1 protein-coding gene and 1 pseudogene are annotated in these 15,946 nt (G+C 74.9%); both read right to left on the reverse strand.

The annotated features are described in order from the left end of the window. Positions 1-2,571: pseudogene (locus ACWEVP_RS48850) on the reverse strand (type I polyketide synthase); the annotation flags it as partial. Between the two features lie 50 nt (positions 2,572-2,621). Then, positions 2,622-15,908: a type I polyketide synthase gene (locus ACWEVP_RS48855; protein WP_452069453.1), complete on the reverse strand. Its 13,287-nt coding sequence runs from the start codon at positions 15,906-15,908 to the stop codon at positions 2,622-2,624. Positions 15,909-15,946 lie beyond the last annotated feature (38 nt).

Genomic DNA, 15,946 nt, shown 5'->3' on the forward strand with positions numbered 1-15,946 from the left:
TGGTACCCCGAAGGCGACCCGATGGGCGGGGTGCCGCCGGCCACCCGCCACTTCCGGAAGACCGTGGACCTGACCGCGGCGCAGCAGCGCCGCGACGGCGGCACCCTCCGGCAGGCATTCCTGGGCGAGCGCGGCCAGCGCGCCGTCGGGCCCCAGCTCGAGGAACCCCGTCACGCCGGCGTCGCGCAGCCAGTCGATCCCGTCGGCGAACCGCACGGCCTCGCGGACGTGCGCGACCCAGTAGTCCGGCGAGGTCAGCCGGTCGGCGAGGGCCCCGGTGAGGTTGGAGACCACCGCGATCTTCGGCGGGTGGAAAGTGAGCCCGTCGAGGACCTGCCGGAATTCGGCGAGCATGCCGTCCATGCGGGCGGAGTGGAACGCGTGCGAGACGTCGAGGCGCTTGGTCTTGCGGCCCAGCCCGGCGAAGTGGCCCGCCGCGGCCAGCACGACGTCCTCGTCACCCGACAGGACCAGCGAACCGGGAGCGTTCACGGCCGCGATCGAGAGACCGCCGGCCAGGTCGACCTCGTCTTCGGTCGCCTGGACCGCGACCATCGCGCCCCCCGCGGGCAGAGCTTGCATCAGCCGGCCGCGCGCCGCGACCAGCGTGCACGCGTCGGCCGGCGACAGGACCCCGGCGACGTGCGCGGCGACCAGCTCGCCGATCGAGTGGCCGAGCAGGTAGTCCGGGACGTAGCCCCACGACTCGGCCAACCGGTACAGCGCCACTTCGAGCGCGAAGAGCGCGGGCTGGGTGTACGCCGTCTCGTCGAGGTGCTCGCCCGATTCGATGACCGTCCGCAGTGGACGGTCGAGGTGCCGGTCGAACTCCGCGCACACCTCGTCGAAGGCGGCGGCGAAGACCGGGAACCGGGCGTGCAGCTCCGCACCCATGCCGGCGCGCTGGGAACCCTGGCCGGTGAACAGGAAGGCCAGCTTCCCGGGCCGGACCGTGCCCCGCACCAGGCCGGGCGCGACGCCGTCCGCGGCGAGCGCGTCGAGGCCGCGCAGCAGCTCGGCCCGGTCGCCGGCGAGGATGACCGCGCGGTCGTCGAGGGCCGCCCGGCCGGTGGCCAGCGACCACGAAAGGTCACGCGGTTCGACCTCGGCCACGATGGACCTCAGGCTCGCGGCCTGTTCCCGCAGGGCGTCGGCGCCGCGCGCCGAAACCAGGAAGGGCAGCTGCCCCTGGACGGCCGGCGGTTCTTCGGCCTCTTCGGCCGCCGGCGCTTCCGACAGCAGGACGTGGGCGTTGGTGCCGCTGACGCCGAACGCGGACACCCCGGCCCGGCGGGGCGCGTCGCGCTCCGGCCACGGCATCGGCTCGCCGAGCAGCTCGACGGCGCCGGCCGACCAGTCCACGTGGGATGTCGGCTCGTCCAGGTGCAGGGTCCGCGGGAGGTGCCCGTGCCGCAGGGCGAGGACCATCTTGATGACGCCGGCCGCGCCGGAGGCGGCCTGGGTGTGCCCGATGTTGGACTTCACCGCGCCGACGCGCAGCGGCCGGTCCGCCGGGCGGTGCTGCCCGTAGGTGGCCAGCAGCGCCTGCGCCTCGATCGGGTCGCCCAGCGTGGTCCCGGTGCCGTGCGCCTCGACGACGTCCACATCGGACGGCGCCAGCCCGGCGGCGGCCAGTGCCGCGCGGATCACGCGCTGCTGCGAGGGGCCGTTCGGCGCGGTCAGGCCGTTGGACGCGCCGTCGGAGTTGACGGCGGAGCCTTCGACCACGGCGAGCACCGGGTGGTTGCGGCGCCGCGCGTCGGACAGGCGCTCCAGCAGCAGGAGGCCGACGCCTTCGCCCCAGCCGGTGCCGTCGGCGGCTTCGGCGAACGGCTTGCACCGGCCGTCGCCGGCCAGCCCGCCCTGGCGGGCGAACTCGAGGAAGACCGCCGGGGTCGACATGATCGTGGCGCCGCCGGCCAGCGCGAGGGAGCACTCCCCCTTGCGCAGCGCCTGGCAGGCGAGGTGCAGCGCGACCAGCGCGGAGGAGCACGCCGTGTCGACGGTGACCGCCGGTCCTTCCAGGCCGTAGCTGTAGGCGAGCCGCCCGGACAGGACACTGCCCGCGTTGCCGGTGAGCAGGTGCCCGGCGACCTCGCCGGTCTCGCTGCCCACGCCGTACCCGGACGGCGTCGAACCGACGAAGACCCCGGCCGACGTGCCTTTCAGGGAGCCGGGGTCGATGCCCGCGCGTTCGAAGACCTCCCACGACACTTCGAGCAGGAGCCGCTGCTGCGGGTCGGTGGCGAGCGCCTCGCGCGGGCTGATGCCGAAGAACGCCGGGTCGAAGGTCGTGGCGGTGTCGACGAACCCGCCCGTGCGGGCGTAGTCGCCGCCGGTGGTGTCCCAGCCGCGGTCGGCGGGGAACGGCGTCATCGCGTCGGCGCCGCTCTCGACGAGGTCCCAGAGCTCCTCTGGAGAGGTCACGCCGCCCGGGAACCGGCAGCCCATCGCCACGATCGCGATCGGCTCCCGCTCCCCCGCCTCCAGGTCCTGGAGGCGTTGCCGGGTCTCGGCGAGGTCGGTCGTGACCCACTTCAGGTAGTCCCGGAGCTTCTCTTCGTTCACCAGCGCCCTCGCCCTTGTGGTCCTCGTGCGGTCCACCACCGGGCGCGGGCATCTCACGACCTGCCTAGCTCCCGGTGGATGAAGTCGAAAATTTCGTCGTCCGTCGCGGCTTCGAGCTGCTGGGCGACCCGGGGACGGCCGTCGTCGGACGCCCGCGCTTCCCCCAGCTTGTCCAGCATGGTCCGAAGGCGGCTGGTGATTTGACCAAAGGCGGCATCCTCTGGGGAAACCCCTGAAACCAGCGCTTCGATCCGGTCCAGCTCGGTCAGGAGCGGGACTTCCTCGCCGACCAGCGCCGCGAGCAGGAACCCGGCCAGCGCCGACGGGGTCGGGTGGTCGAAGACGAGCGTGGCGGGCAGCTTCAGGCCGGTCGCCGTGCGCAGGCGGTTGCGCAGCTCGACGCCGGTCAGGGAGTCGAAGCCGAGCTCCTTGAACGGCCGCTGCGCGTCGATCTCGCCGCCGCCCGTGTGCCCGAGCACCCGGGCGATGGCGTCCCGGACGTGGTCGAGGACCACGCGCTCCTGCTCGACCGGCGGCAGGCCGGCCAGCCGGCCGGTGAACGACTCCGGCGTCGCCTCCGGTTCGGCCCGCTGGGCGTCGAGCGCCCGGCGGACCGCGGGCAGGTCGTCGAGCAGCGGCCGCGGCCGCGCGGCGGTGAAGCCCCGCACGAACCGCTCCCAGTCGACGTCGGCGACGGTGAGCACGGTCTCGTCGCCGTCGAGCGCCTGCCCCAGCGCGAGCAGCGCCCGCTCCGGCGGCATCGCACCGACCCCGCGGCGGCGCAGGTGCTCCTCGGCGTCGTCGTCGCCCGCCATGCCCGCGCCCTGCCAGGCGCCCCACGCAACCGAAGTGGCGGTGAGACCGCGGTCCCGGCGGCGCTGCGCGAGCGCGTCGAGGAAGGCGTTGCCCGCCGCGTAGGCACCCTGGCCGCCACTGCCCCAGACGCCGGCGTTGGAGGAGAACAGGACGAACGCGTCGACGTCGGCCAGGAGTTCGTCGAGGTGCGCGGCGCCGTCCACCTTGGCCGCCACCACCTCGCCGAACTCGGCGAGTTCGGTGTCGTCCAGCGCGGTGCCCTGGACGATCCCGGCCGCGTGGAACACGGCGCGGACGGGCGTGCCCGCTTCGGCCAGCTCGTCGAGCAGAACTTTTACCGCCACGCGATCGGCCACGTCGCAAGCGGCGATCGTCGTTTCGGCGCCGAGCCCGGCCAGTTCGTCGCGGAGCTCGGCCGCGCCGGGCGCCGCTTCGCCACGCCTGCTGGTGAGGACCAGGCGTTGCGCGCCACGGCCGGCGAGCCAGCGGGCGACGTGGGCGCCGATCCCGCCGGTGCCCCCGGTGATCAGCACGGTGCCGGACGGCCGCCAGTCGCGGGCCGGGGCACCGTCGCCGAGCGGGGCGGGCACCAGGCGGCGGGTGAGCACCCCGGACGGCCGCACGGCGACCTGGTCCTCGTCGCCCGCCGCGGCGAGGATCCCGGCCAGCCGCCGCCGGTCGCGCTCGTCCGTCGTGGCGGGCAGGTCGACCAGGCCACCCCAGCGGTCGGCGTGTTCCAGGCCGACGACCCGGCCCAAACCCCAGATCTGCGCCTGTCCGGCGGCGGTGATCGTGTCGCCGCGGCCGGTGGCGACCGCGCCCGCCGTGGCGAGCCACAGCGGGGCGGTGATCCCGGCGTCGCCGAGCGCCTGGGTCAGGAGCAGGGTGTTCGCGACGCCGCGCTGCCCGGCCGGGTCGAGCGCCAGCAGCGAGAGCACGCCGTCCACCGGGCCGAGGTCGACCAGGCGCTTGCCGAGCGTGGCGCGGTCGGTGTCGCCGGCGGTCACCGGGACCACGGACTCGAAGATCCGCGGCGCCGCGTCGAGCCAGGGGTGGTCGCCGCCGTCCGGGGTGACGAGCAGCCAGGTGCCGTCGAGTGGGCGTTCGGTGATCGCCAGGGGCTTCCAGGTGATCCGGTAGCGCCATCCATCCACAGTGGACTGTTCGAGGCGGGTGCGCCGCCAGGACGCGAGCGCGGGCAGGACGTCGCCGAGCGGTTCCGGCGCGATCGCGAGGGTGCCGGCGAGGGCCGTCACGTCCTCCCGTTCCACGGCTTCCCAGAACCGCTCGTCGAGCGGGTCGCCGGCCGGCGCCGCGGGTGGCGCGGGCTTCGGCCAGTAGCGCCGGTGCTGGAACGGGTAGGTGGGCAGGCCGACCGTGCGCGTCCGCGGGACGAAGGCCGGCCAGTCGACGGCGTGTCCCTGCGTCCACAGCTCGGCGACCGAGGTCAGGAAGCGGCGCGGGTCGCCTTCGCCGCGGCGCAGCGTTCCGACGACGACGCCGGGGGTGTCGTCGAGGGTTTCCTGGATCGCGCTGAGCAGCACGGGGTGCGCGCTGACCTCGACGAAGAACCGGTGCCCGCCCTCGATGAGCGCCCGGGTCGTGTCGAGGAAGCGGACCGGTTCGCGGAGGTTCCGGTACCAGTAGTCCCCGTCGAGGGTGGCGGTGTCGACCGGTTCGGCGGTCACGGCGGAGTGGAACGGGATGTCGCCGGTGCGCGGCCGCAGGCCCGCGAGGGCGGTCCGGAGTTCGTCGCGGATGCCCTCGACGTAGACCGAGTGGGAGGCGTAGTCGACCGGGATGCGCCGGGCGCGGATGTCGTTCTCCGCGCAGTGGGTGATCAGCTCGTCCAGCGCGGCCGGCTCGCCGCAGACCACGGTCGACGCCGGGCTGTTGTAGGCCGCGATCGCGACCCCGTCCGGCAGCAGTTCCGCGACGCACCCGGCGTCGAGCGCGACCGAGGCCATGCCGCCGTGGCCGGCGAGCCCGGCGGCGATCGCCTTGCTGCGCAACGCGACGACCTTCGCGCCGTCCTCGAGGGACAGTCCACCCGCGACGACCGCGGCCGCGATCTCGCCCTGCGAGTGCCCGGCGACGGCGTCGGGTTCGACGCCGGCCGAGCGCCACAGCGCGGCCAGCGACACCATCACGGCCCAGGACGCGGGTTGCACGACGTCGACCCGCTCCAGCGCGGCGGCGTCGCCCAGGACGTCGGTCAGCGACCAGTCCACGTACGGTTCCAGCGCGGCGGCGCATTCGGCGAGCCGGCCGGCGAAGACGGGCTCGCCGAGCAGGCCGGCGGCCATGCCCGTCCACTGCGCGCCCTGGCCGGGGAAGACGAACACCGTCTCGCCCGCGGCCGCGGCGGTGCCGGTGACCACGGACGGCCCCGGCGCCCCGGCCGCCAGCTCCCGCAGCGCGTCGCGGTGATCGGCCAGGACGACCGCACGGTGCTCGAAGGTCGAGCGGGTGCCGACCAGCGACCACGCGATCTCGGCGTCGTCCCCGGAGACGTCGGCCAGGGCACCCGCCCGGTCCCGGACGGCGGCTTCCGACCGGCCCGACAGCACCCACGGCACCGGCCCCGAGTGCCCCGATGTGGCCTTCGGTGCGTCCGACACCACCAAGGCCGCATCGGGGCGCGCTGGCTCCTCGACGATGACGTGCGCGTTCGTTCCGCTGACCCCGAACGACGAGATCCCGGCGCGGCGCGGACCTTCGCGCTCCGGCCACGGCCGTGACTCGGTCAGCAGGGAGACCGCGCCGCTGTCCCAGTCGACGTGCCGGGACGGCTCGCCGACGTGCAGCGTCGCCGGCAGCACGCCGTGCCGGATCGCCAGCACCATCTTGATCACGCCCGCGACGCCCGCCGCGGCCTGCGTGTGCCCGACGTTCGACTTGATCGACCCCAGCCACAACGGCTCTTCGCGGTCCCGGCCGTACGTCGCCAGCAGCGCCTGCGCCTCGATCGGGTCACCCAGCGTCGTGCCGGTGCCGTGCGCCTCCACCGCGTCCACATCGGACGGTGCCAACCCCGCCGAAGCGAGCGCCGCCCGGATCACGCGTTGCTGTGAAGGGCCGTTCGGCGCGGTCAGCCCGTTCGACGCACCGTCCTGGTTCACCGCCGAACCCCGCACGACCGCCAGCACCGGGTGACCGTGGCGGCGGGCGTCGGAAAGGCGTTCGACGAGCACGACGCCGACGCCTTCGCCCCAGCCGGTGCCATCCGCCTCGTCGGCGAAGGCCTTGCACCGGCCGTCGGGAGCCAGTCCGCGCTGGCGGCTGAACTCGACGAACAGGCCGGGCGTGGACATGATCGTCACGCCGCCGGCCAGCGCCAGGGAGCATTCGCCCGAGCGCAGCGACTGGGCGGCCAGGTGCAGGGCGACCAGCGACGACGAGCACGCCGTGTCGACCGTCATCGCCGGGCCTTCCAGGCCGAGCTCGTAGGCGATCCGGCCGGACAGGACACTGCCCGCGCTGCCGGTGGCGAGGTAGCCGTCGACGCTCTCTTCGCCGAAGTGCAGGGCCGCGGTGTAGTCCTGCCCGTTGGTCCCCGCGAAGACCCCGACCGGCGCGCCGCGCACCGACAGCGGGTCGATGCCCGCCTGCTCCAGGGCCTCCCAGGACGCCTCCAGCAGCAGCCGTTGCTGCGGGTCCATGGCCAGCGCCTCGCGGGGCGAGATCCCGAAGAACTCGGCGTCGAACCGGTCGGCGCCGGTCAGGAACCCGCCTTCACGGACATACGTCGTCCCGGCGTGGTCGGGATCGGGGTCGTAGAGCGCGGCGGTGTCCCAGCCGCGGTCGGCCGGGAACTCCGTGACGGCGTCGCGGCCCTCGGCGAGCAGGGCCCAGAGCTCGTCCGGGTTGCCCACCCCACCGGGGAAGCGGCAGCTCATGCCGACGATGGCGATCGGCTCGTCGGTGTCCTTCGCGGCGGCCACCGGTGCTTCGTCGACCGCGCCCAGCAGCTCGGCGCGCAGGTACGCCGCCAGCGCGGTCGCGGTCGGGTAGTCGAACGCGAGCGTCGCCGGCAGCCGCAGCCCGGTGGCGGTGCCGAGGCGGTTGCGCAGCTCGACCGCGGTCAGCGAGTCGAACCCCAGCTCCTTGAAGGTCCGGCCGGCCGGGACGTCATCGGCCGAGCGGTGCCCCAGCGCGAACGCCACCTGCTCGCGCACCACCTTCAGCAGCAGCCGCTCGGCGTCCACTGTGGACAGATTGGCGAGCCGGGAGCCGAGGGAATCCGTGGCCGCGGCGGGCCGGACCTCGGGGAGACCGGCGAGCAGCGGGCTCGGGCGGTGCGCGGTGAGCGCGGCCGCGAACCGGTCCCAGTCGACGTCGGCGACCGTGACCGCCGCGCCGCCGCTCTCGACCGCGGCCCGCAGCGCGGCGATCCCCCGGTCGGGCCGCAGCGGGACGAGCCCGGTGCGGCCGAGGTGCTCCTCGGCGGCCGCCGTCGTGGCCATCCCGCCGTCGGCCCACGGTCCCCACGCGATCGACGTCGCCACCAGCCCGTGGGCCCGGCGCTGCTCGGCGAGGGCGTCGAGGAACGCGTTCGCGGCCGCGTAGTTGCCCTGGCCCGCCGCCCCGAAGGTGCCCGCGCAGGAGGAGAACAGGACGAACGCGGCCAGGGGGTGCCCGGCGGTCAGGTCGTGCAGGTTCCGGGCGGCGACGGCCTTGGCGTCGACGACCGCGGCGAGCCGCGCCGGGGTGAGGGCTTCGAGCACGCCGTCGGTCAGCACCCCGGCGGTGTGCACGACGGCGGTCAGCGGGCCGACGGTGTCCAGGGTCGCGGCGAGCGCCGCGCGGTCGGTGAGGTCGCAGGCCAGTACGTCGACGCGGGCGCCGAGCGCGGTCAGCTCCGCGCGCAGCTCGGTGGCGCCGGGTGCGGCGGGGCCGCGGCGGCTGGTCAGGACGAGGTGCTCGGCGCCCGCGCCGGCCAGCCAGCGGGCGACGTGCCGGCCGAGCGCGCCGGTGCCGCCGGTGACCAGGACGGTGCCGCTCGGCCGCCACGGCTTCGCCGGGTGGGCCGTGCGGCGAGTCAGCCGCCGGGCCAGCACCTTCGACCCGCGAAGCGCGACTTCGTCCTCCCCGGTCGCACCGCCGAGGACCGCGGGGAGGTGCGCGGGCACGGACCCGTCGGCGGGCAGGTCGACGAGCCCGCCCCAGCGGTGGGGGTGTTCCAGCGCGGTGGTCCGCCCGAGGCCCCAGACCATCGCCTGCGCCGGATCCGGCTCGTCGCCGTCGACCGCCGCGACCGCGCCGCGCGTCACACACCAGAGGGGTGCGTCGATGCCGGCGTCTCCGAGGGCCTGGACCAGCGCGAGCTGACCCTGGAGGTCCAAAGTGGACACGACGCCGGCGGGGTCGCGGTCCCGCAGCCGGGCGGCCAGGGAGGCCCGATCGTCTTCGGGAGCGACTTCGAGGACGTCGTCGAGGAGGTGAACGGTGCCGGTGGGCGCTACGGCGAGCCAGTTCCCGGGCAGCGTGCCCGCACCCGGGTCGGCGACGGGCTGCCAGGTGACCTCGTACTGCCCGATCGGAGCCGGCCCGCTTTCCAGCCAGAAGCGCCGGCGCTGGAACGGGTAGGTCGGCAGGGCGACCGTCCGGGCGACGTGCCCGGGGTGGGCCGCGCGCAGGACCGCGGTCCAGTCGACGGTGTGGCCGCGGGTGTGCGCGTCGGCCAGCGCGGTGAGCAGGCTCCGGTACTCCGCGCGGTCCTTGCGCAACACCGGCGCGGACGGGAAGGCCGCCAGGGCCGAGAGCACGCCGTCGGGGCCGAGTTCGAGCGCCCGCGTGACGCCGAGCCCGGCGAGGGTCTCGACCGCGGCGGCGAACCGGACGGTTTCGCGGACCTGGCGGACCCAGTAGTCCGGGCGCAGGACTTCGTCGCCGGCGATCCGGCCGGACACAGTGGACACCAGCGGGATCGTCGGCGCGGTGTAGGTCAGTTCCCCGGCCACGCGCCCGAACTCCGCGAGCATCGGGTCCATCGCCGCCGAGTGGAACGCGTGCGAGACGGTCAGCCGGCGGACCTTCCGGCCCAGCCCCGTGAAGTGGCTTTCGATCGCGTCGACCTCACCTGAGACCACGACGGCTTCGGGCCCGTTCACCGCGGCCAGCGACACCCGCTCGTCCAGCAGCGGGACGATCTCGTCTTCGGTGGCCTGCACGGCGAGCATCGCCCCGCCCGCGGGCAGCGCCTGCATCAGGCTCGCGCGCGCGGCCACCAGCGTGCAGGCGTCCTCGAGGGACAGTACCCCGGCGACGTGCGCCGCGGCCAGCTCGCCGATCGAGTGCCCGGCCACGTGGTCCGGAAGCACGTCCCACGACTCCAGCAGCCGGAACAACGCCACCTCGACGGCGAACAACGCCGGCTGGGTGTAGCCGGTCCGGTCGAGGAGCCCGGCGTCGCCGAAGACGACCTCCCGCAGCGGGCGGTCCAGCTCGGCGTCGAGGTGCGCGCACACCGCGTCGAAGGCCTCGGCGAACACCGGGAACCGCTCGTACAGCTGCGCGCCCATGCCGACGCGCTGCGAACCTTGCCCGGAGAACAGGAACGCCGTCTTCCCCGGCTCGGCCAGGACGATCGGCGCCGTCGCGGGGTCGTCCCCCACCACGACGGTCCGGTGTTCGAACACCGACCGCGCGGCCAGCGCGAACGCGATGTCCAGAGGATCGCCGTCGACCGCCGCCAGCCCGCTCGCGGCGTCGCGGACCGCCTGCTCGGTCCGTCCGGAAAGGACCCACGGAACCACGCCGGGTTCCGGGTCACCGTCGGCAGCGGGAACCGCCGGTGGTTCCTCGATGATGACGTGCGCGTTGGTGCCGCTGACCCCGAACGACGACACACCGGCGCGGCGCGGCCGATCGCCGGCAGGCCAGGGCTGTGCCTCGGTGAGCAGCCGGACATCGCCCGCGGTCCAGTCGACCCGGGTCGACGGCCGGTCGACGTGCAGGGTCTTGGGCAGCGTCCCGCCGCGCAGGGAAAGGATCATCTTGAGCACGCCCACGACACCGGACGCCGCCTGCGTGTGCCCCAGGTTCGACTTCACCGAGCCGAGCCACAGCGGGCGTTCGCGGTCCCGGCCGTAGGTTTCCAGCAGCGCCTGGGCCTCGATCGGGTCACCCAGGCTCGTGCCCGTGCCGTGCGCCTCGACGGCGTCCACATCGGACGGTTGCAGTCCGGCGTTCGCGAGCGCCGAGCGGATCACGCGTTGCTGGGACGGGCCGTTCGGGGCGCTCAGGCCGTTCGACGCGCCGTCGGAGTTCATCGCCGACCCTCGCAGCACCGCGAGCACGGGGTGACCGAGCCGCCGCGCGTCCGAGAGGCGCTCGACCAGCACCAGCGCGACACCTTCCCCCCAGCCGGTGCCGTCGGCCGCGTCGGCGAAGGCCTTGCAGCGGCCGTCGCCGGCCAAGCCGCCCTGCCTGCCGAACTCCTGGAACGCGCCCGGTGTCGCCATCACCGTGACGCCGCCCGCGACCGCCATCGACGACTCGCCGGAGCGGACCGACTGCGCGGCCAGGTGCAGCGCCACCAGCGACGACGAACACGCCGTGTCGACGGTGACCGCCGGGCCTTCCAGCCCGAGCACGTAGGACACCCGGCCGGACACGACGGCACCGGCGTTCCCGGTGAGCAGGTGTCCTTCGACCTCTTCGGGCGCTTCGGTGTGGCCGGTCGCGTAGCCCTGGGTGCCGCAGCCGACGAACACCCCGGCGGCGCTGCCGCGCAGCGAGCGCGGGTCGAGGCCGGCGCGTTCGAACAGCTCCCAGGCGCTTTCCAGCAGCAGCCGCTGCTGCGGGTCCATGGCCAGGGCTTCGCGGGGCGAGATGCCGAAGAAAGCGGCGTCGAACTCGTCGGCGTCGTGGACGAACCCGCCCACGCCGGCCACCTCGCCGAGGTCCCAGCCGCGGTTGACCGGGAAGGGCGTCAGGCCCTCGGCGCCCGCCGCGACCAGGGTCCACAGGTCCTCCGGCGACCGCACGTCCCCGGGCAGGCGGCAGGCCATCGACACGATCGCGATCGGGTCGTCGGCGTCCACCCGGGACACGAGCCGCTCGGCCGCCACGGGGCCGGCGCCGATCAGCTCGTGCCCCAGCCGCGCGGCGAGCCGCCGCGGGTCCGGGTGGTCGAACAGCACCACGGCGGGCAGCTTGAGCCCGGTCGCCGCGACGAGCCGGTTGCGCACCTCCAGGGCGATGAGGGAGTCGACACCGAGGTCGCGGAAGGCGCGGTCGGGCTCGACCGAGCCGGGTCCGGGGTACCCCAGCACGGCGGCCGTCTCGGCGCGGACGAGGTCGAGCAGCGCCTCGGCCCGCGCGGCCTCGCTCAGCCCGGAAAGGCGCTGGTCGACCCGCGATTCCGGGGCCGCCGCCTCCGCGCGGCCCCGGCGGACGTCGGGCAGCTCGTCGAGCAGCGGCCGCGGGCGGGCGGCGGTGAAGGCGGGGGCGAACCGCGCCCAGTCCATGTCCGCGACGGACAGGAAGGTCTCGTCGGCCGCGAGGGCCTGCCGCAGCACCGAGAGGGCGAGCGCGGGGTCCATCGCGCGGACGCCGCGGCGGCGCAGCTGCTCGCCGGAGGCGTCACCGGTCATGCCCGGCCCGGCCCACGCGCCCCACGCCACGGACGTCGCGGGCAGGCCGCGGTCGCGGCGGTGCTGCGCGAGGGCGTCGAGGTGTGCGTTGGCCGCCGCGTACGCGGCCTGGCCGCCGCCGCCCCAGACGCCGGCGTTGGAGGAGAACAGCACGAACGCGTCGACGTCCGGCAGGAGTTCGTCGAGGTTCCGCGCGCCGTCGACCTTCGCCCGCAGCGTCTCGGCGAGCTCGGCACGGTCGAGGCCGGCCAGCGCGGCCGAGCGGCCCACCCCGGCCGCGTGCACGACGACGCGGGGTTCGATGTCGGCCAGCAGGGCGGCCAAGGCATCGCGATCGGCGACGTCGCACGCGGCGATGGTCACCTCGACGCCGAGCGCGGTCAGCTCGTCGCGCAGCTCGGCGGCGCCGTCCGCGTCGGGGCCGCGGCGGCTGGTCAGGACGAGGTGGCCGGCCCCGGCACCGGCCAGCCAGCGGGCGACGTGCGCGCCGAGCGCCCCGGTGCCGCCGGTGACCAGCGCGGTTCCGCTCGTGCGCCACTCCCCCCGCGGCGCGCCGGCCGGGGCGGGGACCAGGCGGCGGGCCAGCACCCCGGACGCGCGGATCGCGACCTGGTCTTCCTCGCCGTCGGCGAGGACCCGGGCCAGGCGCCCGAGCGCGCGGTCGTCGAGCGTTCCGGGCAGGTCGACCAGGCCGCCCCAGCGGTCCGGGTGCTCCAGCGCCACGACCCGGCCCAGGCCCCAGACCTGCGCCTGGTCCGGGCTGGCCAGCCGGTCGGACCGGCCGGTGGACACGGCACCGCGGGTCAGCAGCCACAGCGGCAGCTTGTCCACGGCCCGGGCCAGCTCGACGGTGGCGTAGAGGCCGTCCTCGGCGAAGGCGAGCAAGGACAGGACGCCGGTGACGCCTTCGGTGGGCAGCTCGGGGAGTACCCCGCCGGGCTCGACCGTCAGCAGGACCGGCTCGGCGCCGTGCGCGGCCAGTCCGCCGACGAGATCGGCGACCGGGTGACCGGTGGGGGCGACGACCAGCCAGCGGCCGGTGAGGACCGCGTCCGGCGGAGTCGTGGGCCGCCAGGCGATCCGGTACCGCCAGCTGTCCACGACGGACTGCTCTCGGCGGCGCTTGCGGTACTGCGCGAGGGCGGGCAGGACACCGGTGACCGCCGCCGCGTCGACGTCGAGGGAGCCGGCGAGCACTTCGGCGTCACCACTGTCCACAGCGGACCAGAAGTCGCCGTCCGCTCCGGCGGTTCTTTGAGCAGGGGTCAGCCAGTAGCGTTCGCGCTGGAACGGGTAGGTGGGCAGCTCCACCGGCCGCGCGCCCGGGAAGAGGGTGGCCCAGTCGACGACGGCGCCGCGCGTCCACAGTTCGGCCAGGGACGTCAGGAAGCGCGGCAAGCCGCCGTCGCCTCGGCGCAGCGACCCGACGACGACGGGCTCGTCCAGGGTGTCCTGGATCGCCGCGGCGAGCACGGGGTGGGCGCTGACCTCGACGAACGTCGTGTACCCGGCTTCGGCGAGGCCGCGCACGGCCGTGTCGAACAACACCGGCCGGCGGAGGTTCCGGTACCAGTAGCCGGCGTCCATGGCGGCGGCCCAGTCGCCGAGCACCGAGGAGTAGACCGGGATGTTCTCTTCGCGCGGGGTGATCGGGGCGAGTGCTTCCCGGAGGTCGTCCTCGATGGCTTCGACGTGCGCGGAGTGCGAGGCGTAGTCGACCGGGATGCGGCGGGCGCGGATGCCTTCGGCCACGCAGGCTTCGACGAGTTCGTCGAGTGCTTCCGGCTCGCCGGACAGCACGACCGAGCCCGGGCTGTTGACCGCCGCTATGCTGACCCGGCCGTCCAATCGCCCGGTCATCTCGGCCTCGGGCAACGCGACCGACGCCATCCCGCCCTTGCCGGCCAGTTTCTCGGCGATGAGCTTGCTTCTGAGCGTGACCACCCGAGCACCGTCCTCAAGGGACAGGGCGCCCGCGACGACGGCGGCGGCGATCTCGCCCTGGGAGTGCCCGACGACCGCGCCCGGCCGCACGCCCGCCGACTGCCAGAGCGCGGCGAGGGAAACCATCACGGCCCAGGAAGCCGGTTGTACGACGTCGACTCGCTCCAAGGCTTCCGCATCGCTCAGGATGTCGGTCAGGTTCCAGTCCACATAAGACTGCAGCGCCGTCTCGCACTCGGCCAGGCGCGCGGCGAACACCGGGGACTGTCCGAGCAGGTCGACGGCCATCCCCGCCCACTGGGCACCCTGCCCGGGGAAGACGAAGGCGGTCCGGCCCGGCGGCGCGGCGATGCCCCGGACCACCTCGGCCGACGGCGTCGCGTCCGCGATCGCGTCCAGACCGTGGACCAGGTCCTCGACGGTGCCGCCGACGACGGCGGCGCGGTGTTCCCAGGCGGTGCGGGCAGCCAGTGTCCGGCCGACGTCGCGAGGGTCGTCTTTCACGGTCCTGCGCAGCAGGTCGGCCTGTGCGCGCAGGGCATCGGCGGTGCGGGCGGACAGCAACCACGTTGCCGGGCCCCGCGGCGCTTCGGCTCGCTCGGCTGCGGGCTCGGCCGCTTCCAGGACGACGTGGGCGTTGGTGCCACCGACGCCGAACGACGAGACGCCGGCCCGCCGGGGCGTGCCGGTCTCGGGCCACGGGGTGTGCTCGGTCAGCAGCTCGATCGATCCGCGCGTCCAGTCGACCTGGCCGGACGGTTCGGTGACGTGCAGCGTGCGGGGCAGTTCGCCGTGGCGCAGGGCCAGGACCATCTTCATGACGCCGGCCACGCCGGCGGCGGCTTGGGTGTGCCCGATGTTGGACTTGACGGAGCCGAGCCGGAGCGGGTGCTCGCGATCGCGGCCGTAGGTGGCCAGGAGGGCCTGTGCCTCGATGGGGTCGCCGAGGGTGGTGCCGGTGCCGTGCGCCTCGACGGCGTCCACTTCGGACGGTTCGAGGCCCGCGTTGGCGAGCGCGGCGCGGATGACGCGTTGCTGGGAAAGGCCGTTGGGGGCGGTGAGGCCGTTGGAGGCGCCGTCGGAGTTGACGGCGGACCCGCGCAGGACGGCGAGCACCGGGTGGCCGTTCGCGCGCGCGTCGGAGAGCCGTTCGACGAGCAGCACGCCGGCGCCCTCGCCCCAGCCGGTGCCGTCGGCGGTGTCGGCGAACGACCGGCACCGCCCGGACGCGGAAACCCCGCCCTGGCTGGTGAATTCGACGAAGACGGCGGGCGTGGCCATGACGGTGACGCCGCCGGCGAGCGCCATCGAGCACTCCCCCGCGCGCAGGGCCTGCACGGCGAGGTGCAGCGCGACGAGCGACGACGAGCAGGCGGTGTCGACGGTGACGGTGGGGCCTTCGAGGCCGAAGGTGTAGGCGAGCCGCCCGGAGGCGACCGACACGGCGCTGCCGGTGAGCAGGTGGCCCCGGACTTCGTCGGGGAGGGTGTCGAAGTCCGCGGAGCCGTAGGCCTGGTTGCTACAGCCGATGAAGACGCCGGTGCTGCTGGCTTTCAGGGCGTCGCGGTCGAGGCCCGCGCGTTCGAAGGTTTCCCAGGCGACTTCGAGCAGCAGGCGTTGCTGCGGGTCCATGGCGAGGGCTTCGCGGGGCGAGATGCCGAAGAAGCCGGGGTCGAAACCGGCGGCGTCGTCGAGGAAGCCGCCTTCGGCGGTGTTGCTGCCGGCGAGTTCTTCGGCGGTCCAGTTCCGGTCGGCGGGGAAGGCGCCGATGGCGTCGGTGCCGTTCTTCAGCAGGTCCCAGAAGTCGTCGGGGCCGGCGACCCCGCCGGGGAACCGGCAGCCCATGGCGACGATGGCGATGGGTTCGGTGGCGGCCTTGGCGAGCCGGTCGTTCTGTTCGCGCAGCCGCTTGTTGTCCCGCAGGGACGCCCGGAGCGCTTCGACGACTTTGTCCTTGTCCTTGCCCGCAGACAGTGCCACCAGGTACCTCCGGGTTCACGGCGTGGTCGCCCCGAGTG

Source organism: Amycolatopsis sp. NPDC003865, assembly GCF_053605345.1.